At 42.7% G+C, this 20,921-nt stretch carries 17 protein-coding genes; 2 read left to right on the top strand and 15 right to left on the bottom strand.

Annotated elements, in window-relative coordinates; translation table 11 throughout:
- Positions 1–59: 59 nt before the first annotated feature.
- From QM867_RS05740 to QM867_RS05755, 4 genes are read right to left on the bottom strand one after another with little or no spacing between them, the layout of a single operon-like run.
- The gene (locus QM867_RS05740; RefSeq protein WP_153225051.1) at positions 60–398 is read right to left on the bottom strand and encodes a hypothetical protein; all 339 of its coding nucleotides are present in this window, start codon (positions 396–398) and stop codon (positions 60–62) included.
- Between the two features lie 3 nt (positions 399–401).
- Positions 402–10,022 carry a DUF6531 domain-containing protein gene (locus QM867_RS05745; RefSeq protein WP_414315328.1) on the bottom strand — a complete coding sequence of 3,207 codons (9,621 nt, stop codon included), beginning with the start codon at positions 10,020–10,022 and terminating at the stop codon, positions 402–404.
- Positions 10,006–10,632 (bottom strand): hypothetical protein, encoded by a 627-nt coding sequence (locus QM867_RS05750; protein ID WP_248035281.1) that lies wholly within the window; start codon positions 10,630–10,632, stop codon positions 10,006–10,008. Before QM867_RS05750 ends, QM867_RS05745 begins: the two co-directional genes overlap by 17 nt.
- A complete protein-coding gene (locus QM867_RS05755) occupies positions 10,632–11,330 on the bottom strand; it encodes a class B sortase (protein ID WP_248035283.1) in 699 nt (232 codons plus the stop codon). Before QM867_RS05755 ends, QM867_RS05750 begins: the two co-directional genes overlap by 1 nt.
- 484 nt (positions 11,331–11,814) lie before the next feature.
- Here QM867_RS05755 and QM867_RS05760 point away from each other — a divergent pair, with 484 nt between their 5' ends.
- Positions 11,815–12,540: a 16S rRNA pseudouridine(516) synthase gene (locus QM867_RS05760; protein ID WP_414294824.1), complete on the top strand. Its 726-nt coding sequence runs from the start codon at positions 11,815–11,817 to the stop codon at positions 12,538–12,540.
- A gap of 180 nt (positions 12,541–12,720) precedes the next feature.
- Here the strand turns inward: QM867_RS05760 and QM867_RS05765 are convergent, their stop codons facing one another.
- The 6 genes from QM867_RS05765 to QM867_RS05790 all read right to left on the bottom strand — a co-directional run bounded on the left by QM867_RS05765 (position 12,721) and on the right by QM867_RS05790 (position 15,882).
- Positions 12,721–13,104 (bottom strand): rhodanese-like domain-containing protein, encoded by a 384-nt coding sequence (locus QM867_RS05765; RefSeq protein ID WP_049548145.1) that lies wholly within the window; start codon positions 13,102–13,104, stop codon positions 12,721–12,723.
- 5 nt (positions 13,105–13,109) lie between these two features.
- Entirely contained in the window at positions 13,110–13,334 is a 225-nt protein-coding gene (locus QM867_RS05770; protein WP_000646475.1) for a YqgQ family protein, read from the bottom strand.
- Positions 13,335–13,383: 49 nt separating this feature from the next.
- Entirely contained in the window at positions 13,384–13,851 is a 468-nt protein-coding gene (locus QM867_RS05775) for an ECF transporter S component (RefSeq protein WP_153225495.1), read from the bottom strand.
- A complete protein-coding gene (locus tag QM867_RS05780; RefSeq protein WP_414315329.1) occupies positions 13,829–14,602 on the bottom strand; it encodes a bifunctional hydroxymethylpyrimidine kinase/phosphomethylpyrimidine kinase in 774 nt (257 codons plus the stop codon). The genes QM867_RS05775 and QM867_RS05780 overlap by 23 nt, the downstream gene beginning before the upstream one ends.
- Positions 14,592–15,341, bottom strand: a complete 750-nt coding sequence (gene truA, locus QM867_RS05785) for a tRNA pseudouridine(38-40) synthase TruA (RefSeq protein WP_414315330.1) — start codon at positions 15,339–15,341, stop codon at positions 14,592–14,594. The genes QM867_RS05780 and truA overlap by 11 nt, the downstream gene beginning before the upstream one ends.
- A gap of 85 nt (positions 15,342–15,426) precedes the next feature.
- A complete protein-coding gene (locus QM867_RS05790; protein ID WP_414315340.1) occupies positions 15,427–15,882 on the bottom strand; it encodes a GNAT family N-acetyltransferase in 456 nt (151 codons plus the stop codon).
- Positions 15,883–15,952: 70 nt separating this feature from the next.
- Between QM867_RS05790 and QM867_RS05795 the strand changes: the two genes are divergently transcribed.
- Positions 15,953–16,612 carry a prepilin peptidase gene (locus QM867_RS05795; RefSeq protein WP_414315331.1) on the top strand — a complete coding sequence of 220 codons (660 nt, stop codon included), beginning with the start codon at positions 15,953–15,955 and terminating at the stop codon, positions 16,610–16,612.
- Here the strand turns inward: QM867_RS05795 and trpA are convergent.
- The 5 genes from trpA to trpD are packed head-to-tail and all read right to left on the bottom strand — an operon-like array spanning position 16,584 to position 20,914.
- A complete protein-coding gene (trpA, locus tag QM867_RS05800) occupies positions 16,584–17,366 on the bottom strand; it encodes a tryptophan synthase subunit alpha (protein ID WP_414315332.1) in 783 nt (260 codons plus the stop codon). The genes QM867_RS05795 and trpA overlap by 29 nt on opposite strands.
- Positions 17,359–18,582: a tryptophan synthase subunit beta gene (trpB, locus tag QM867_RS05805; RefSeq protein ID WP_075231473.1), complete on the bottom strand. Its 1,224-nt coding sequence runs from the start codon at positions 18,580–18,582 to the stop codon at positions 17,359–17,361. Before trpB ends, trpA begins: the two co-directional genes overlap by 8 nt.
- Positions 18,560–19,159 carry a phosphoribosylanthranilate isomerase gene (locus QM867_RS05810; RefSeq protein ID WP_311522538.1) on the bottom strand — a complete coding sequence of 200 codons (600 nt, stop codon included), beginning with the start codon at positions 19,157–19,159 and terminating at the stop codon, positions 18,560–18,562. Before QM867_RS05810 ends, trpB begins: the two co-directional genes overlap by 23 nt.
- Positions 19,146–19,913, bottom strand: a complete 768-nt coding sequence (trpC, locus tag QM867_RS05815) for an indole-3-glycerol phosphate synthase TrpC (RefSeq protein WP_414315333.1) — start codon at positions 19,911–19,913, stop codon at positions 19,146–19,148. The genes QM867_RS05810 and trpC overlap by 14 nt, the downstream gene beginning before the upstream one ends.
- Complete coding sequence (gene trpD, locus QM867_RS05820) at positions 19,910–20,914, bottom strand: anthranilate phosphoribosyltransferase (protein ID WP_248035973.1); 1,005 nt, start codon at positions 20,912–20,914, stop codon at positions 19,910–19,912. Before trpD ends, trpC begins: the two co-directional genes overlap by 4 nt.
- Positions 20,915–20,921: the final 7 nt, after the last annotated feature.

The following is a 20,921-nucleotide window of genomic DNA, read 5'->3' on the forward strand; positions in this document are numbered from 1 at the left end:
TATCCAAAACAGGTCTAAATTGGAATAATATTCTTATAGCTCAAATAATTCTTAAATTATTATCCGTCTTGAAGATTACACTCCTCAATGTATTCTAACCATGCATCAATATTAGGTAGAACTTCCCTTTGTTCCCATCCTGAATCAGCAAAGTCATGAATTATATGCACTAGAGTACTATCAACATCTTCAAAACAGGCGATATCATCATTATCACCTCTCCTTGCAAATGGATATAATGTTCGCTCAGGATATCTTGTTTGAAGACCTCTAAATCTCCTAACCGTTTCTTCATCGTTCATCAAGTACCAAACACCAAAATCAACGATACCTTTAGAAACTAAATCTTTTAATTGTTGTGGATAGGAAAAAAAAGAATGATTAAATGTAAATGGCATGAATTAATTCCTCCGTTCTAAGTCGTACGAACCGTATGGATTCAAGGTTCGAAAAGATGATTTTTGCTTACCAACACGTAACTGAACTGCTTCTCCCCAAGTTGAAGGTGTACCAGCAGGAGTTGTAAGTCTATCTATAAATTGTTCTGGAAGAGGATCCGTATATTGATGTACTCTAGCCGTAGCAGCAATCCCAGCTCCTCTAGCAGCTATAACCCTTGTATTATCAATAGTTGTTAACTTACCATCAGGCATATTCACAACATCAATTGCATCTCCTTTCCAACCATTAGATATCATACTAGATTGTATAGAATCGGCTCCATTAACAGAACTTTGACTAAACCTAATGTTGTAGGGATTAATTTGTGATATTTTATCTGATGGTGCTGGCAAGGCAAGTGGTTTACTAGTCGGCCCAGGCAATGCTAGTTGCTGAACAGGGGTTACATCTTTGCGTGGTCTCGTGATCGGTACATCCCCTGATTTCGGCTTCGTCGTCACCACATCAGCCTTAGGAGCCTTCTTAGGAGACACACTACCTGCTCCGTTGGTAAAGGTGTTAAAGGCAAAGTTCATAGCGACTGTTTGACCAGTAATCTTATTGCCTGTGGCCAAATCAATACCTGTATCAATCGCAGTCTCAACCGCAGATTCCACTCCAATCTTGGCAACTTGTCGAACTGCTTGATTGCCAATATTTTGGGTCACATTAGTTGCTAGACCAGCTCCTGCTCCCATCAATTGACCGCCAATAAGACCTGAGATAGCACCCGTTCCTGCTCCTTTGGCAATCGAACCAACCAATTCCCAACCACGTTGGCCAGAACTATAGGCATCATATCCTGAGATGATTGCTCCAGAGGCTGCACCACCGATAGCCATCGCTACGGGGGCTCCAAGACCTCCAGTCGCTACGGTAAGAGCAATACCGACACCGATAGCTCCCGCAGTTACGGCAACCTTCTTCCAGTCGACATTTCTCACGAAATCAACGACTTGATTCTTGATCCGTTCGGCTGTTGTACAAACATGTTTTAAGGTATTCTGCAAGGCTGTTCCCCAGTTTCGGAGGAGATTCTTTCCTTCTCGGATGGTTGGGGAAGAGCTCAAGCCTGTTGCTAGGGCATAGGCAGACCGAACCACTTGTTGGCGCTTAGCTTCTATCTGTGCTGCCGCTTGCTGGTATTTCGTTTGTACATAGTCGCGGGCACTATTGTAGGTCGTTTGAACCTTATTCCACTGTCTGCCAATCCAATTCGATGCACGGTTAACCTGGGTGCTGACCCAGTTAACACCTCTATCAATCTGTCTACCAACCCAATTCGACGCTCGGTTAAATTGGGTGTTTGCCCAGCTGACTCCTCTACTAATTTGTCTACCAGCCCAATTAACGCCTCTACTAATTTGTCTGCCAGCCCAATTAACTCCTGACTTAACATAGTTCCAGCCTTTTTTGATACTGTTCCAGAAGTGTCCACTCGGGTCTGTATAGTTAACAGGGTTGTTCTGCACATAGCTGTAGCTGTTCTGGCTGAGAGGATCTGTGTCCTCACCTGGGTAGCTATCCTCGGTTAAGAAAGTACCTCCTTGACTATCATAATACCTTGCTCGTAAATAGTCAAGTTCAGTATCGTCACGAGCTTCGCCGTTGTAGGCAAATGGATTCCCTGTCGTGTCTGTGCTTGTCTTTCTTGCCCCATAGAGGTTATAGCTGCTTGATGCGACGGCTTGTCCATCCTTGGTCAAGCCTGTCACAGAGCCTGACTGGTTAGTCAAGTAGTTGTAGCTGTCACCAGTTTGGTTGTTGAGGTAGCTAGCTCGACCTTTGCCATAACTATAGGTCTCTCGTGCCTTGCCATCATGGTCATAGGTTTCAAGGACTTCTGTATGTTCACGATTGACATCGTTGACATAGTTGCGTTCCTCATAATAGTTGTAGGTATCCTCTCGTGTGGTATAAGGGATCAGGACATCCTGAACCTGACTGGCATAGGTCACTTCTCCCTGACCCGGTAAGTTCCCGAGCTCTGGTGGGTTGACGACGATTCCTTCCTTGGTTGCTCGATCCTTAGCCACTTTCTGGTGATAGGCTCTCGACACATCGTCAAAGATGCTGTGCCAGATGCTTCCTACTGTCTGTGGTAGGGTGGATAGGGCTTGGAGGACATTCTGACTAAAGCCATACCAGAAGAGGGAGTTTTCTTCCCCACTTGGGGCTGTATATGGCGACTTACGGCCTGACTTGGTATCCTTTGGCTTGCGTTGGAAGAGTTGATAAGTGTTCTTGCCTTCCTTACGACTAGCAGTGAAGACACGGTTATCATCTCCGTCGTAGAGCGCAGCCATGAGAAGCCCCTTCTTGTCCTTGATCGCAAGCAGGCGGTTCTCTGTGTCATAGATATAATCTAGCTTCTCTGAGTTCTTCTCAGAAGCGATGCGATTGCCATTCTTGTCGTAGGTATAGGTGATAGTGCCATCTGGCCCTTCCAGTTTGGTCAAGCGGTTATGGTCATCATAGGTAAAGTGTGTCTGGCTCTCCTTGCCATCAACTGTCTCGCTGCTGGTCAGTTTATTGCCGGCAAGGTCATAGGTGTAAGAGAGTTTAGAAAGTTCCTTACCAGCTCCATCCGATACGGTCATGTTTTCCACTTGACCGAGAGTATCGTAGGTATAGGTATGGACTAGGGTTTCGCCATCCTGCTTGATGGTTTCTTTGGCAATGTAGCCACCATCGTCATACTCATAGCCGTAGCTGGAGATGAGTTTGTCCTGCTTGTCCATGTGGCGGAGTTCAGTGAGACGGTGAGCCTTGTCATAGGTCAAGAAGCTCTTAGTCCCATCTCCTCGATTAACTTCCGTCAGATCCCCTGCTGGGTTGTAGCTATAGCTGGTCTTTTGTCCCTTAACATCTGTCACAGAAGTGAGACGATCCAGTTCATCATAAGTGTAAGAGACTGTACTGCCATCTGGGTAAATCATCTTCGAGATATTGCCATAGGCATCATACTCATACTGGATCAGGCTACCATCTCCCTGACGAACACCCGTGATCTCGCCTTCTTCGTTGGTCGCGTACTGACTAGTTCCTGTCAGATCACTCATAGACACCCGACGGCCATCCGCATCATAAGTATAGAGGACTTGACCATCTTGCTTTTCAGAGTACTCCACCTTGAGCAGTTGATCCAGCTTGTTGTAATCATAGCTGATAGTTTTCCCATCGGACTTGGTTACTTTTTCGAGCTGGTTATTGACATTATAGGTATAGGTCTCCTTATCTCCAAGACTGGTCATGCGTTCCACTAGATTGGAAAGCTGGTCATAGCTGTAGCTTGTGACCTTGCCATTTCCATTCGTGACCGAAGTGACATTGCCCACACTGTCGTAGGTATAGCTAGAGGTGGAAGCCTTCTCTCCACTTCCTTGTGTCGCTGTAAGCAACTGATCCTTTAGGTCGTAGGTGTAGGTCTTGACACGCTTGCTTCCGGATGTGACACTGGTGAGGTTGCCATTGGCATCATAGGTCATGCTTGCGACGCCACCAGCCTCATCTGTAATCTTCGTGAGATGATTATCGTGGTCATAGCCATACTTAGTCCACTGGCCTGCCGTATCGCTCTCTGAGGTGAGGCGATTGAGGCTATCATAGGTCCGCTTGGTTACTTGACCGAGAGGATTCGTCTCCTCAAGGAGATTACCGTTCGGATCATAGGTATAGGTCGTTTCGCGCTTGCCATTGATGGTTCGTTTTGTCACCTGACCGACTGGGTCATAGCTTGATTCTACTGTTCGACCAGTTGGCGTTTTGATCGTTTTTAGTTGATCAAGGGTCGTATAGTCAAAAGTGGTTGTAGCACCTGACGGCTTGGTCAGTTTGGCTAGATTCCCCGCTTCATCATAGCTATACTTGGTTTCAAGGTCAAGGGCGTTCTTAGCCGTTAAGAGACGGCCAACCTTGTCATAGCTATAATGATTGCTTCGATCGGATTGGTCTGTCTCTTGCACCAAGTTTCCAGACACATCATAGCTATAGGTTTTTGATAGCCCCTGTGGACCTGTTTGCTTGGTGAGACGTCCCAAGGCATCATAGGCATAAGTGTAAGCTGCCTCATTTGGTAAGGTGCGTTTGGTCACACGACCATAAAGGTCATTGACATAGTTGGTGCTATGACCGTTAGCATCTGTTTCTTTTGCCAAGCTACCTGTAGCGTCATAAGCATACTGATCCTCTCCACCTGTTGGACGTTTCTTGCTGCTGACACGGTTCATACTGTCATAGCTGTAGGTCGTTGTATGACCTTCGCCACTTGTTTCGCTCAAACGATTTCCCAAAGCATCATAGCTGAAGCTTTGCTTGCTTCCTGTCGGAGCTACTGTTTCGATGATTCGTCCTAATGGGTCATACTTAAAGGCTGTCGCTTGACCATTTGGATCTGTATAGAGTACCAATTTTTTATTGGCATCATAACCATAGCTACTTGAATGGCCATTGGCATCGGTCATTTTAGAGAGGTTGCCTAGGACATCATATTCGTAAGTAGAGGTATTGCCATCGGCATCCGACTCTGTCACCACTCGGTTGAGGGCATCGTAGCTATACTTAGTTTCACGTTTCAGATGATCGACGGTCTTAAGCAGATTACCATTTTGATCATAGTGATAGGTCTTTGTCTTACCTTCTTGGTCAGTTGAGCTTGCGACATTGCCCATGACATCATAGGTGAAGGTTTCGCTGGTCTTATCTGCGTAGACCACCTTAGTCAGTTGGTTGTCGCTATTGTAGCTATATTGGGTAACTTCACCCAAGCTGTTGGTTAAAGCGAGACGATTTCCTGCCTTATCGTAAGTATAGGTCTCATTGAGATCCTGATTATCTTTTTTGTTCACTACTCGATTGGCGGCATCGTAGCTATACTCTGTTACCAAACCACTAGAATGCGTCTGCTTGATGAGACGATCAAGGGCATCGTATTCTTGTCTTACGGTAGTTCCGTCTGGAAGAGTCACTTCTTCCAGTTGAGCCGTTGAAGTATAGGTCATCTTAGTGACATTGCCATTGGCATCGGTGACTTGGGTCGGATAGCCTAGTTCATTATAGGTGTACTGAGTCTTGCCACCCAAGGCATCTGTCAACTCTGTCAACTGTTCCATCTGGTTGTAGGCCATCTTAGTGACATTGCCTAAACCATCTGTAATACTGGAAACTTGATTTTGGCCTGTATAAGTCGTGCTAGCAGTATAGCCTGCCGCATCTGTTAGGCTATTTTGATTGCCATTAGCATCATAGGTCATGCTGGTGCGGTGACCCAAGGCATTGGTTGTTGCGATCAGGCGCCCTGCCTTACTATATTCATAAGTCGTTTCTTTTCCAAGGGCGTCTGTCATGGACAGGATATTCCCCATCGCATCCAACACATATGAAACACTGCTACCATCTGGGTAAGTCACACCTGTCACATTTCCCGATGCATCATAGGTATAGCTGGTAGTCTTTTTCTGTTTGGTTTCGCTAAGTTTATTTCCAACACTGTCATAGGTGTATGTCACTGTCTGACCTGCTTCATCGGTGTAAGATAGCACACGACCCATGATATCATAAGTAGTCTCTGCCTTTGTACCGATTGGATAAGAAACTGAGGTTACATTTCCTGCCGCGTCATAAGTATTTTGAGTAACTTGACCTAAAGCATCTGTGATAGTTTTAACGGCATTGTTTCTATCATCATAAGTCAAGCTGCTACTATTACCTGCTTCATTGGTTCGAGTGATAATTCGACCCAGTGCATCACGAGTAACGGTAGTCATTTGACCTGAAGCATTGGTTTCTGTTAGGAAACGACCCTTGCTATCATATGTATAGCTAGTAGCGTGTCCTTCTGCATCAGTCACGGAAAGCTGGTTTCCAACACCATCATAGGTGTAACTATAGGTTCCACCTTCTCCATTCGAAGCACCGACTTTACGGCCGAAACCATCATAGGTGAAGGTAGTCGTGTTACCATTGCCTTCTGTCACAGCTGTCACTTGACCTGCCTTATCAAAAGTATGGCTCGTCCCAACACCATCGGCATCTTTTTCGCTCAGCTTGCGCCCTTCTGCATCATAGGTAAAGGTCTTGGTCCCACCGAGAGGATTCGTAATGCTAGTGACTTGATTGTGTGCATTGTAGGTAAAGGTTGATACGCCTCCTAAAGGATTGGTAAGACTTACCAGATTCGCACCTTGATAGGCAAAGGAAGTTGTATGACCAGCCGCATCTGTTGTAGACAAGATGCGTCCTTGCTGATCGACAGTATAGGTAATCTTAGACCCATCTGGCAATGTTGTCTGGATTAGATTGCCATTTGCATCATAGGTATGAGCTGTTGATGCACCACTAAAGTCAGTGAGAGACAGAAGATGGTTCTTCTCATCATAGCTAGAAGTTTTTACCGCACCGTCGAAACGCGTTTCTGTTAAGGTGTTTCCATTGCTGTCATAGGTGTAGCGAGTTGTTTGCCCCGCTTCATTCGTCACGCTTGACAGACGGTTGTTTTCATCATACGTTTTTGAGACACTAGTTCCATCTGCATAGCGAATGCCAGTTGTACGATATTGCTCATCGTAAGTATATACGGTTTGATTGCCATTTCCATCGGTAGTGATTGTCTGACCTTCACTATAAGAAAGAGTTGAAACAGCACCTGCACCATCTGTTTGCTTGATGACACGATTTTCCTCATCGTACTCGTTTTGGATAACCTTGGTACCATTTCCATCATACCAGGCTGTCATACGTCCCTTATCGTCATATTCATAACGAGTAGGAACACCCGTCGCATCCGTATAGGTAATCAAATGACCATTCGTGTCATATTCATAGGTCAAAGTTGAGCCATTAGGGATTTGAATCGCACCAATATAGCCATCTGTATTATAGGTGATACTATAAACCAAGCCTGTAGGAGATGTGATCTTGGTCAGCTGGTAATTTTCATTATAATCAAAGCTTGTTTTATTACCTTTTTCATCCGTCTGGCTCGTTAAGAGTCCGTGATAGTTAAAGGTTTTCTCTTGATGATTGTGATCAACAATTCGGTATTCCTTTACATCATAGTCTTCTTTTTCGTCTCCGCCAAAGTCACCCTTCTTCGTTTCAACTGTTTTTACTTCGAGAGTGAGGTCATAGCCACTTGGAGCACGATATCCATCTCCATCCTTCGCAAACTTCAGGATGGAACCGTCTGTACGAGTATAGTAGATATTTTGATCTTCATCGCTTGATAACTGTTCATTAAAGGCAAATGACCAACCACGTCCAAAGAGACTATTGATGCCTGCTGCTTTAGAATTATAGGCGCGAGTAATTTCAAATTTGCCGTCAACATCAGTGATAGAAACATCTGTTCGATCTAGGTAGAAATTCCCCGTGTTTAGATTGATTGGCTCAAATCCAAATTCACAGTGAAGGCCACGCCCCATTAAAAGCCTGTCTATTTCCGCCTTGGTGTTGGATGTCAAAGCTGGTGGATTATAAGGTTTGTCGGCATTCTTTCTTGGATTACGAATAAAAAGGGTGTTATTTTGCACAAGCATCATATCTTGGATACGATTATCGTAAGCAAGTTGATTGAGTGGTACTCCATAGTATGCCGCAATCTTTGGAAGGGTATCAAACTGGGTAACTTTGTAAATCAAGAATGTATCACTTGATTTTTTACCACTAGTTTGACCATCCTTTTTACTCTCTGCGTCAATCGTATAAACCTTGTTTAGTTCAGGTTCTGTAAAAGGCACCTGAGTCTGCCAGTTTGAAAGCTTGTCTTTATATTTGGTCGTTCCTTTTTCAAAGGCTGCATCAAAGGAACTACTATCTGGGTATTTGTAAGAAAAACTTGCAGAACTTTGACCCTTGTAGTCTTTCGCAGTGTCACTTAGGTTATAATCAACCTGAGCTCCCGGCGTTGTCAGACCATCCGCAAAGACACCCTGGAATTGCAGTTTTCCTTTCTTATCTGTTTTCACCATGGTCCGAAGATTGATGGTAGTGTTCCCAATTGGATAATTGACATCAACTGGGTCTGGAACAGACCAATTAATCGTCAAACTAGGAGCCTTGTCTGGAGTAAACCCAATCTGTCCTGCATTTTCTGCCGTCGCTTCGGTTGTATAGAAAGCACCACCGTCTGAGCCTTCGTCGGTTGCAGCTACAACTAAACCATAGTTTGGTTCCAAACCTTGAACCCATGCATTTACAGTCTCGCGGATATCAAAGTTATGCATCCCAATCTTTTTACCACTGGTCGCATTCTTTCCTGCGATTTCCATATCAAGGCCCACAGAAGTATCCCATGTGAGGTTATTAATATCAAAGTCTTGTTTCAAGCGATAAGCTGCAAACTGGGTTGATTGAGAATCTGGAGCAGTGTATTCATAGATATTTAAACTCGCACTATCAATACGCGCTTCCTTAGGAATACTCTTTTGAAAATCGTAATTAATCTTAAAGTACATCCTTGCACGCCCGATGTCACGAACACCTGGAACACCCGCCATTCCGATCATTTCGGCTGTTAGATATCCAACATACCCATAAGAGTAACCTTGATATTGTCCATGTACAGATGAGGTAACAATGTCAAGAATTTTTTCTCGTGGAACTGTTACAGTCGGGTCTATCCGAACAGGATACTTACGTTCAGAATCAGACAACCACTCTTTACTAGCTGTGACTGTCACTTCATGACGTCCATCCCCTTTTTTCAATCCAAGAGTTAAGGCATTACTTGTAGCGCCTGCACTATCCACCATCATTGGGGCAGTTAGTACAAATAGGATCTTCGTTTTCCCCTTTTCACGGACAAGGATTTGATTGTCTTTCAAAGAAACATCATACTTAGATGCATCCAAACCATAAGTAAAGGAGTTCTTCCCACCCCACTCGGCTAGAATGATTTCTTCTTTGACTCCATTAGACTGTACCGTATATTGCACATCTGTTTTGCCATCAACATTGTTATATAAGATCGCATTCTTTTCTACAGTTGCTTGTTCGTATGTCTTATCAAGCGGATACAAAGAAATTTTATCATCCTTATGAGTAATATCAATGGGAGTCTCTTTTTTGACTTCGCTCGGAAGAACTACTCCTACTGGAGATTCTTTTGGTAGATAATAATGCTTCCCATTAGCATGATAAGAATAGAGAGATAAATCTACAGGAACTTCTACCCCTTCTTTATCAATATAGGTTTTAATATCACTACCAATATGCGTCACAAAGTGAGTATCATCAACCCGAAACAGTTGTTCTTGCCCACTAACCGCTACTGGTGCCCCGTATTGTTTTTTCAGCTCTGCCTCTGCCTTACTCTCTCCATTGATCACTTTGGGCTGTTGAAGGGCATCTCCACCATCTTTTGCTGGTTTTGATGAGGAGTCAACACTTGTCGAACCTTCCGTATTTGCATTTTCAGAACTAACAGTCTGGCTACTCGCCTCTGTAACAGCTTTTTTATAAGCTTCCTCAGCCTGGCCTTGTTTAATTGCTTGGTTTATTTCTTCCGCATAGATCAACGGCATGTTAGAAACAAACAAACTCAGCAATAATAACCACTGTATGGACTTACGCAGTCTTTTCATCATCATTCTCCTTTGTAAGATAAATAAAATAATAAAGTGTAAAAATTAAAATAAGAGCATCGCCGATGGATAAAACGAAAGAACCTAGTATTGGGAACCAAACAGCAATAGCTAAACAAAAGGCGACAATAAGCATGGATACCAGAACAGGTAGTCGCAATTGATCTACCCTACTTTTAATTGGTAAAGCTTTGTAAATACTAACCAGACTATAGGATAAGATTACTTTAAGAAAAGTTTGTACAATTGTAGTAAATGCCCAGATAGCAATCTTGACATGGCCATATTCCAAACTTGTATGATCGTATAAAACTTGACCCAAACCTCCGATGAGGATGCCACATAAAATTGCACTAAACAAGTAAATCAGAATAGTGTGATTTAAACGTTTATCTGATCGGTACTGCCTATAAAACCAGATTGTTATTGGAAAAATAAGAACTGTTCCTATTATTAAAAATAGTAGGCTGAATAAGGTTAGAATGAGTGATAAACCTTCCTCGACTATCACAGGGGAAATCGCACCTGTAAATAGAAGGCGTTGCCCCACTCCTAAAAACAGTAAGCCAGTAGCTAGTCTCCAAAACCTTGAGAGTCTTAATATTTTCATTATTCACTTGTCCTTTCTTTAACACTTTTTAAACGAGCAGTAACCACAAATCGTTGATCATTTCCAGTAGCATCACAGGTTGATAAGATTAAAAATCGATCTTTTTGAGGATCAGTAGCAATCTGACGATAGAATCCCCCATAGTCTGATGTTCTTATCTGTAATGTTTCTAAATAATATCTGAGGCCTTCTCGACTTCCTAATTTGAATGTATGAAAAAGATGATCATCTGTATAAGAGTGAGCTGCCATCACCTCATATTCAAAATGTTGAGTCAAGGTGTCAATCGTAATACGTTCATGCTCCTTAAAAAAAGCTGGCTTCGCAAAATAATCTAAAGACCCAAACATCGAATCATCTAACATAGCATGTCCGTAGATAATCGTGACAGGATCTTCAAATGTTTTTTTGTTAACCAGCTCTGTAAATATAGCGCCATAATAGGTCTCTTCACCATCTATATCATGAGAAAGGTAATAAGCATCATCCCTTGGATGCTGAGCAACCGGGTAATCTATTCGAGTCCCTTCAACTGTTAGCCAAGCAAAGACATCTGGATTCTGATGAAACTTCTTCTCAACTGCGTTTTGAGAATGTTGTTCCACAGCCATCTGTTCAAAGCCATCTAAGACTTTTAAACCTAAAAATAACACCACAATTATTATAATTAGTGATAAACTAAACTTCAAAATTTTCATGTGCTCGCTCCCATACTATCATTGTATCAGAAATCTGTATGCTTTGTAAATCCATTTTTTGTATAAAACGCCTTTTTGTTACAATATTTAGGAATTTTTGTATTCCCCTATTGTAAAATGAAGCCTAACAGAAAAGATAGGTTCATCTAATATACTAGAATTACAAAACTCTATAATAAACGATGGATATGTTTATTTTTTATTCTGATCAAAATTATTCATACAAATTCTGATTTCAAATTTATGCATCAGTATGCATCAGAAAGGATTGAAGCTTTTTGAAAGAATTCGTTACATTGACCCACTCAAAAAAAGAAATCCAAAAGATTCCTAGCTATAAATCTGCCAAAAACTATCGAGCTAGTCCAAATAACTTAAAAGATTCTCGATAACCATATGGACTAATTTGTCACGCTTGGCTTGACATTGCAAAAAAATTTCTTTCTCTTTTCAAAAATCCCGACTTGTGATAAGATAGGCTGGTATGCGTTTAGATAAATTATTAGCCCAGGAAAAAATCAGCCGTAAGGCCATGAAACAAGCTCTTTTGAAAAAAGAAATTTTAGTTGATAAACTCCCTGCTAGTTCCCTTGCACAGAATGTTGATACCGGGTTGCAAGAGCTGATTTTCAAAGATAGAAAAATCCAAGTATATGAACACACCTACCTCATGCTCCACAAGCCAAACGGAGTCGTAACTGCAAGCAAGGATAAAAAACTCCCAACGGTCATGGACCTTCTTCCTCAGCATCTCCAGTCTGACCAACTCTACGCCATCGGCCGTCTGGATCGGGATACGACGGGTCTCCTTCTCTTAACGGATAATGGACCTCTAGGTTTTCAACTCCTCCATCCTCAATACCATGTCGATAAAACTTACCAAGTAGAGGTCAATGGGCCACTAACTCCCGACCATATTCAAGAGTTTAAAGATGGGATTGTCTTTCTTGATGGAACTATCTGTAAACCTGCTCAACTTGAGATTTTATCCTCAAGCCTTAGTCTCAGCCAAGCCACTATCACCATCTCTGAAGGAAAGTTTCATCAGGTCAAAAAAATGTTCCTTTCTGTTGGAGTCAAGGTTACTGCTCTTAAACGCACCCATTTTGGCCCTTGGAGTCTTGATGACAATCTCCAAGAAGGCGACTATCGACATCTAAACTCACAAGAATTGGCAATCATTCGTGACTTTCTTAGAAAAAGTGGTTAAAAAATGAGGTTGGGACAAAAGATCCCGACCTCACTTTTTATTAGCAATCAAACTTTGACGCGGTTGCTGATTGAACTTTTTGTTCGTCTTTTAGACTCCAAAAAGCTCCTAATCATCCTCGCGGGACTGGGACTACGAAATCGAGACTTTGTCTATCGATTTCTGTCCCACCGCCATTTCTTATTTTTCAACTTTTACTTTCCCTGTCCAAGAATCCAATCCGTAAGAGAGGATATAGATTTCTGAGAAACCTTGTTTTTTCAAGAAAAGTGCTGCATTTGTGACACGTTGCGCACGTTGGTTTTCATAGAGAAGGACAGGTTTATCCTTGCGAAGAGCTGCAAGACTTGTCTTCAATTGATTTGAAGGGATATTACGAGCTCCGAGGATATGTTTTCTGTGGAAGTCAGCTGGATCACGCAAGTCGATCAACTGACCTGTACGAATCAAAGACTCAAACTCTGCATTGTCTACAATTTTCGCTGCACGACGAATGCGAAGATAGTTGTATCCCATCCATGCCAACATCGCTACAATAAGTCCCCATAATACCCAAGTTACCATATTACCTAATCTCCATTTTTTTCTAAATAGTCTAATTCTAGTTTGTGCTCTCTGCGAAGAACAGCCTCCGCTTCAAGATAGTCCAGCTTGTCCATCAAGCCTGCATCATAGATTCGCGATAACTCGATCTTCATCAGTTCAATGTCATAGAGACGTTTTCCCATATAGACAATGATACCAAACTGTTTGAGAAATTGTTGCACATCGTAGAGTGTTTTCATAGCTTTCATTTTAGCAAATTATCAGAGTTTTTTCAATAGTTGCCATGGAAGACTATTTTTACTGCTTACTAATGTTCTTGATACTCCGATATAGAAGATACCCAACAACCATCCCAACAAAATTCTGTAACAGATTGTGAGGGACATCTAACCAGGCTTGCCCCCAACCTTTCATCCAAGCAGTCGCACATGCATATCCAGCTACCATGATGATAGTCGCCAAAACTAATCCAAGCCCCTGCCATTTTCCTTTAAAACCTGCAAAATATCCCTGCAGACCATGGAAAAGCAAGCTGAAGAACATCCAGTGAGGGTAACCTGAAATCAGGTCAATGAGGAAACCTCCTAGACCCCCAACGATGGCTCCTTCACGGCGCCCATAATAAAAAGCGGTAAAGAAGATTCCTGCATCTAAAAGAGTTAAGATTCCTGCTTGAGTTGGGATTTTTACAATATAACCTAAAACTACTGATAGAGCAGTTAGTATAGATAATAGGGCGATTTTACTTGTTTTGGTTTGCTTCATATTGTCTGACTCCATATTGATCTGCTTGTGCGATGGCACGGTAAACAAAGGCTTTGGAAGTTTCAATTGCTGGTAATAGTTCCTCTCCCTTGACTAACTGACTAGCAATACTTGATGCAAAGGTACATCCTGCACCAGCATTTTGTCCTTGGATGACTGGATTCTCAAGAATAGTAAAATTCTCCCCATCATAAAAGACATCCACAGCCTTATCCTGACTGAGGCGATTCCCACCCTTGATAATCACTGCTGGTGCACCCAAGTCATGTAATTTCTGCGCTGCAGCCTTCATGTCTTCCAGGCTTTCAATCTTTTGGTCTGCAAGCAGCTCTGCCTCAGGAAGATTCGGAGTAATCACAGATACATAAGGGAAAAAGCGAATCAACTCTTGACAGAGCTCACTAACTGCAACGTCGTGTGTTTCCTTACAAACCAATACAGGGTCTAAGACTACTGGAACTCCTGATCTTTCCTTAATGAAATTCAATGCTTTTTCAGCAACACCGACCGTTGGTAATAGGCCTATCTTAATCCCTCCAAAGTCTACACTTTTCAGACTATCCAACTGTTGTTGGAAAATAGTCTCATCCGTCGGGAAGACTTCAAAACCATTTTCTGTCAAAGCAGTCAAGCAGGTCATGGCTACAAATCCATGCAAACCATTCAAAGTATAGGTGGCAAGGTCAGCTGCTAAACCACCACCACTAAAAATATCATTTCCTGAAAGTGCTAAAATACGATTATTCTTCATAACGAATCTCCTTCAAATACAAACCATTAGGTGCTGCAGTTGGACCTGCCAACTGTCTATCTTTTTTCTCCAAGATGAGGTCAATCTGCTCGATTGGCATCCGATTGTTGCCAATCTTAAGCAAGGTTCCGACCATATTTCGAATCTGCTTATAGAGGAAGCCATTGCCAGAGAATGTAAAGGTCAAAAACTGCCCTGTTTCATCAACCCTAAGACTAGCTTCTGTGATCGTTCGAACCTTGTCTTCCACACTAGTCCCTGATGCCGTAAAACCAGTAAAGTCATGTGTCCCCTCTAATTTTTTTACAGCAAGTTGCATCCGCTCCACATCGAGTGGATAGGGATAATGAGTCGCATAATGGCGACGCATAGGATTTTTAGGACGTCCTCTATCTACGATAAACTCGTAGGTCTTGCTATGCTTGGCATAGCGGCAATGAAAATCATCTGCCACAATCTCAATCGAAATCACATCGATATCTTCAGGACTTTGGGTATCAAGAGCAAAGCGAAGTTTTTCCTCATCCATCTGATAGGGAAGATCAAAGTGGATGACCTGTCCTAAAGCATGAACGCCACTGTCCGTTCGCCCAGCGCCATGAATGGTAATAGCTTGTCCCTTATTTAATTTAGTTAAAGTTTTTTCAATTTCCTCCTGAACACTACGCGCAAGAGGTTGCCGCTGAAAACCGGCAAAAGCGTAGCCATCATAAGAAATTACAGCTTTATATCTAGTCATGTATCTATTTTATCAAGAAAATTTCTCTGCAACAAGTTTGAAAACCAAAATTTGTACGGGTACAGTTCTCGGTATCATCTAGTCCTTACCTAGATTTTCTCATTATGTATTTTCGCTCTGGAACTTCAATGGTTTGAACAATTTCAAATCCCTCTTTTTGGTAGAGGTCTCTAGCTATTTGATTTGACTCAAAAACCGTTAGGGAAATACTTTCTATTTCTTCATTTTCAAACATTTCTTGAAGAAAGTATTGAAAAGCTTTTCGACCTAATCCTTTCCCCTGCTTATGTGGAGCAATGAGAAATCTTCCAATATGAAGATTGTTATCTTCTAGTTTGATTTTCTGGATGACGCCTACAAACTCTTCTTCAGCAAAAATGGAAAAAATTCCTTCCAGCTTTTGTAAGAATTGGACAATCAAGGGATAAGAAATTTTGGGTCCCATCCATTGCTTCTGAAAACTTTCTCCCAAAGCATTAGACCACTGACAAATGAGTTGGGCATTTTCTATCTGAAGCCCTTTTTCAAAGTGAATTTTCATATTTGTTCCTAAAACTTCTCCTATATCCAACTATTATACTCTTTCTCTTATTTTTTCCGAATAAATAAGTATGATCCATCTTTACTTTTTTCTTGTTGGAGCTATTTTTGCTTCCTTTCTTGGATTGGTCATTGATCGTTTCCCTGAGCAATCCATTGTTTTCCCTGCTAGTCACTGTGATTCTTGTAAGACTCGCTTACGTCTCTTGGATTTGATTCCGATTGTGTCCCAGATATTCAATCGCTTTCGCTGTCGCTATTGTAAGGTCCACTATCCTTTCTGGTATGCTTTCTTTGAGTTTTGCTTGGGACTGCTCTTTCTGGCTGGGGCTGTGGGATTTTTAACTTTGGGACAAGTCATTTTAATCACTGCTGGCTTGACTTTGGGCATCTACGACGTCCGACATCAAGAATATCCTTTGATCGTCTGGCTAGCTTTTCACTTAATCCTCATGATTTGCTCTAGTTGGAATCTAATCATGGCTTTCTTCCTAGTTCTTGGAATCATTGCCCATGTTATTGATATTCGCATTGGAGCAGGTGATTTTCTATTTCTGGCCTCTTGTGCACTTGTTTTTAGTCTAACTGAAATGCTGATTTTAATTCAATTTGCTTCCACAACCGGCATACTAGCTTTTCTCCTGCTAAAGAAAAAGGAAAGACTGCCTTTTGTGCCTTTCCTCTTACTGGCTGCTTGTGTGATTATTTTTGGTAAGCTACTGCTTGTCTGATAAAGTCAGCGATTTCTGCTACTTGTCCTCCATGTAGAGCCTTAACAATCTTGGAACCGACGATAACGCCATCTGATACTGCATTAAAGCGTTCTACATCAGCTTGTGTGGATACACCAAAACCGGTCAAGACTGGAATGTCAGCCACTTGATGCAGTTGAGCCAAGTGCTTGTCCAAGTCATCTCGGTAATTTCCTGCTTTCCCTGTCACCCCGTTAATAGCAACAGCATAGACAAAACCTTCAGCCCCTTCAATGAGTTCTTTTTGACGCTCAATTCCTGTCGTCAAGCTGACAAGTGGAATCAAAGCAATGTCTGTATTCACCAAAAAGGGCTCTACAAAGTTAGCATGCTCATGAGGCAGGTCTGGAATAATCAATCCCTTGACCGCTGTATCAGAAAGATCTTTAACCAATTTCTCCACACCGTACTGAAAGAGGGGGTTAAAGTAGGTCATGATGACAAGCGGGATTTCTGTTTCAATGGTTTTCAAGGTTTCAACCAAAGCCTGGGTAGAGGTTCCGCGAGCTAGACTGCGCAAGCCTGCTTCTTCGATAACTGGACCATCTGCAACTGGGTCTGAAAAGGGAACTCCTATCTCAATAGCAGACACACCCAAGTCTTCTAAAAAGTGGATTGTTTCAGCAAGTCCATCCAAACCTTTTTCATGGTCTCCAGCCATGATATAGGGAACAAAAATTCCCTTTTTTGCTGCTTTAAGAGTTGTCAATTTTTCGGTTAAGGTCTTAGGCATGAGCTTCTCCCTTCTTTGCTGCTTCTGCTTCCAAGCGGTCTTTAACTTGAACCACATCCTTGTCTCCACGACCTGATAGACAGACAATCATAGACTTATCTGGTCCAAGTTCTTTAGCCAATTTCACCGCAAAGGCGATGGCATGGCTAGATTCCAAAGCTGGGATAATTCCTTCTACACGAGACAAGAGTTGGAATCCTTCCAAGGCTTCCTCGTCTGTCACTGGTACATAGGTCGCGCGTTTGATATCGTGGTAATGGGAATGCTCTGGACCGATACCAGGATAGTCCAAACCTGCTGAGATTGAGAAAGCTTCTAAGATTTGACCATGAGCATCTTGGAGCACATCCATAAGCGAACCGTGAAGAACACCTGGACGACCCTTGGTCAAGGTAGCTGCGTGGTGCTCTGTATCCACACCGAGTCCTGCTGCTTCAGCACCATACATAGCTACTGTCTCATCTTCCACAAATGGATGGAAGAGCCCGATGGCATTCGAACCACCACCAACACAGGCTACTAGGGCATCTGGCAGATTTTCACCTGTCAAATCACGGTACTGTTGCTTGGCTTCTCGTCCGATAACACTTTGGAAGTCACGAACAATTTCTGGGAAAGGATGAGGTCCCAAGGCAGAACCAAGGATATAGTGGGTATCATCGATATTTGCCACCCAAGAACGAAGGGCTGCATTGACTGCATCCTTGAGCACGCGCGAACCATCTGTCACTGCCTCTACCTTAGCTCCTAAAAGTTCCATGCGGAAAACATTGAGGGCTTGACGCTTGACATCTTCCTCACCCATGTAGATAGTACATTCCATGTTGAAGAGGGCTGCAGCTGTTGCAGTTGCCACACCATGTTGACCGGCACCTGTTTCAGCGATAATTTTCTTCTTGCCCATGCGTTTAGCGAGGAGAACTTGTCCCAAGGCATTGTTAATCTTGTGGGCGCCTGTATGGTTGAGGTCTTCACGTTTAAGGTAAATCTTGGCTCCGCCGATATGCTGGGTCAAGTTTTTTGCGTAGTAAAGGGGAGTTTCACGCCCCACATACTGGCGCAAGAGTTGGTTTAACTCTTCTTGGAAACTTGGATCTGCCTGACTTTCACGATAAGCTTCTTCCAACTCCAATACTGCTGTCATCAATGTTTCTGGAACAAAACGTCCACCGAATTTCCCGTAAAATCCATCTTTATTTGGTTCTTGATATGCCATGTTTTACCCTCTCTATAAATCTTCTTATCTTTTCATGATCTTTTTGTCCGTCTGTCTCTACCCCACTTGATACATCTACTGCAAAGGGGGTAAAGTGTTGAATAGCTTCTTCTACATTATCCTCATTGAGCCCACCTGCGATGAAGAAAGGCTGAGATAATTCTGTCGTATCCAGTTGCCCCCAGTCAAAGGTCTGACCACTTCCTGCCACAGGTGCATCAAAGAGGAGATAATTTGCCTGAGAACTTGGCACGTGACCATCTCCATCCACCTGTACAGCCTGAATGCTGGCACAAGGTAGACTCTCAAATAGATCATCTGCCACCTGACCATGAATCTGTACCAAATCCAAGTCAACCTTTTCAATCGCATCTAGTAATTCTTCCCGACTTGGTGAAACAAACACGCCAACCTTTTTTACATTTGTAGGAATGATCTTAGCTAGCTCTGCTGCTTGTTCCAAGGTCACTTGTCTTTTACTAGGAGCAAAGACAAAACCAATGTAGTCTGATCCAGCCGACATAGCTGCCTCTACTGCTCCTTTGGTCGATAGTCCACAAATCTTAACCTTTGTCAATCTGCAACTCCTTGATTCTCTGGGCGACATCTTCTGCTTGCATGAGGGCTGTTCCCACCAAAATTCCGTTAAAGTATGGTGCAACTCGTTTCGCATCCTCTCCTGTAAAAATGGCAGATTCAGAAATATACAGGCAATCGTCCTTGAAGTGTTTGGCCAAGTCTACGCTGGTCTGCAAGTCAACTTCAAAGGTAGTCAAATTGCGATTGTTCACACCGATAATTTGAGCTCCTAGACGGTGGGCTACTTCTAGTTCAGCTAAATTATGAGTTTCCACCAACACTTCTAGACCAAGCTCTGTCGCGTAGTCGTAAAGTTCCTTGAGGCGTTCTTCTGACAAGGCAGCGACAATGAGCAAGATGACTGTCGCACCTGCATTGCGAGCGCGGATGATTTGCTTTTCATCGATGATAAAGTCCTTGTTCAGCGTCGGAATCTGTACCTGACTGGAAATCTCACGAAGATAATCCAAATGACCCTTGAAGAAAACTTCGTCTGTCAGAACAGAAATCATAACCGCGCCATTCGCTTCATAAGTCTGAGCCTGTTGCACAATATCCACATCCAGATTGATGTCACCTAGACTTGGGCTTGCCTTTTTGACCTCAGCAATGATTTGCAAACGGTCTTGGTGATTTTTTAAATATTCACTCAATCGATAAGTTTGACGTAGGGGCTGAAGCTCCTCTCGTTCCATCGTTTCAACTTCACGCGCCTTTTGCTCTAGGATACGTGATAAAAATTCCTGACTCATCTTTGATACTCCTGTAATAGTCTGAGTTTTTCAAGGGCCTTACCACTGGCAATCACTTGACGTGCCAATTCAACTCCGTCCTTGATACTATCTGCTTTCCCATTTGCGTAGAATCCGAGACCTGCATTTAAGACTGTTGTTTCCAAGAATGGACTTGGTTCGTTATTAAGAACACTGACAAGGATGGCTGCATTCTCATGAGCATTTCCCCCACGAATGTCTTCAATAGCAATCCGTTCCATTCCCAAATCTTCTGGAGAAAAGGTTGATAAAGTAATTTCGCCATTTTCAAGAAGGGCAATGCTGGTAGTTCCATTCAAACCAGCTTCATCCAACCCTTCTGGACCAGCTACTACAATGGCACGTTTGCGACCCATGTTTTTCAAAACCTGAGCAGTACTTTCCAGAAGTTCAGGACGACTGATTCCTAGAAGCTGTGTTTCCAAAATCATTGGATGGATGAGTGGTCCTGTCAAATTCATGATAGTTGGAATTCCCAACTCCAAGCGAGCTGGCATAATGTATTTCATAGCTGGGTGCATGTTTTTGGCAAAGAGAAAGACGATTCCTGTTTGGTCAAATACCTTACCCAATTGTGCTGGTTTGAGGTCAATATTGATTCCCAAAGCTTGCAAGACATCTGCTGACCCAGATTTAGAAGAAATAGAGCGATTTCCATGTTTGGCCATGTGGATTCCTCCACCTGCCAAGACAAAGGCTGCAGTTGTAGAAATGTTGAAGCTAAATGACTTATCTCCACCTGTACCACAGTTATCCATAGCATCTTGAATATTTGTTGGAATGTGTTGAGCATGTCCTCTCATGACTTGAGCGAGGGCTGTTCTTTCTTCAGGTGTTTCTCCCTTCATTTTAAGAGCTAAAAGTAGGGACGCAATTTGTGCTTCTGTCACTCGCCCTGTCACGATGCGTTCGATCACATCTGTCATTTCAACACTTGATAAATCTTCAAAGTTGGCTAATTTTTCAATAATTTCTTTCATTTTGTGT

This window comes from Streptococcus infantis, assembly GCF_047463635.1.
Lineage (GTDB): Bacteria > Bacillota > Bacilli > Lactobacillales > Streptococcaceae > Streptococcus > Streptococcus infantis_W.

What these genes read in the sequence shown, in the direction of transcription:
- QM867_RS05740 (WP_153225051.1), bottom strand. Translation starts at nt 398, where the DNA reads ATGCCATTTACATTTAATCATTCTTTTTTTTCCTATCCACAACAATTA.
- QM867_RS05745 (WP_414315328.1), bottom strand. Translation starts at nt 10,022, where the DNA reads ATGAAAAGACTGCGTAAGTCCATACAGTGGTTATTATTGCTGAGTTTG.
- QM867_RS05750 (WP_248035281.1), bottom strand. Translation starts at nt 10,632, where the DNA reads ATGAAAATATTAAGACTCTCAAGGTTTTGGAGACTAGCTACTGGCTTA.
- QM867_RS05755 (WP_248035283.1), bottom strand. Translation starts at nt 11,330, where the DNA reads ATGAAAATTTTGAAGTTTAGTTTATCACTAATTATAATAATTGTGGTG.
- QM867_RS05760 (WP_414294824.1), top strand. Translation starts at nt 11,815, where the DNA reads ATGCGTTTAGATAAATTATTAGCCCAGGAAAAAATCAGCCGTAAGGCC.
- QM867_RS05765 (WP_049548145.1), bottom strand. Translation starts at nt 13,104, where the DNA reads ATGGTAACTTGGGTATTATGGGGACTTATTGTAGCGATGTTGGCATGG.
- QM867_RS05770 (WP_000646475.1), bottom strand. Translation starts at nt 13,334, where the DNA reads ATGAAAGCTATGAAAACACTCTACGATGTGCAACAATTTCTCAAACAG.
- QM867_RS05775 (WP_153225495.1), bottom strand. Translation starts at nt 13,851, where the DNA reads ATGAAGCAAACCAAAACAAGTAAAATCGCCCTATTATCTATACTAACT.
- QM867_RS05780 (WP_414315329.1), bottom strand. Translation starts at nt 14,602, where the DNA reads ATGAAGAATAATCGTATTTTAGCACTTTCAGGAAATGATATTTTTAGT.
- truA (WP_414315330.1), bottom strand. Translation starts at nt 15,341, where the DNA reads ATGACTAGATATAAAGCTGTAATTTCTTATGATGGCTACGCTTTTGCC.
- QM867_RS05790 (WP_414315340.1), bottom strand. Translation starts at nt 15,882, where the DNA reads ATGAAAATTCACTTTGAAAAAGGGCTTCAGATAGAAAATGCCCAACTC.
- QM867_RS05795 (WP_414315331.1), top strand. Translation starts at nt 15,953, where the DNA reads ATGATCCATCTTTACTTTTTTCTTGTTGGAGCTATTTTTGCTTCCTTT.
- trpA (WP_414315332.1), bottom strand. Translation starts at nt 17,366, where the DNA reads ATGCCTAAGACCTTAACCGAAAAATTGACAACTCTTAAAGCAGCAAAA.
- trpB (WP_075231473.1), bottom strand. Translation starts at nt 18,582, where the DNA reads ATGGCATATCAAGAACCAAATAAAGATGGATTTTACGGGAAATTCGGT.
- trpC (WP_414315333.1), bottom strand. Translation starts at nt 19,913, where the DNA reads ATGAGTCAGGAATTTTTATCACGTATCCTAGAGCAAAAGGCGCGTGAA.
- trpD (WP_248035973.1), bottom strand. Translation starts at nt 20,914, where the DNA reads ATGAAAGAAATTATTGAAAAATTAGCCAACTTTGAAGATTTATCAAGT.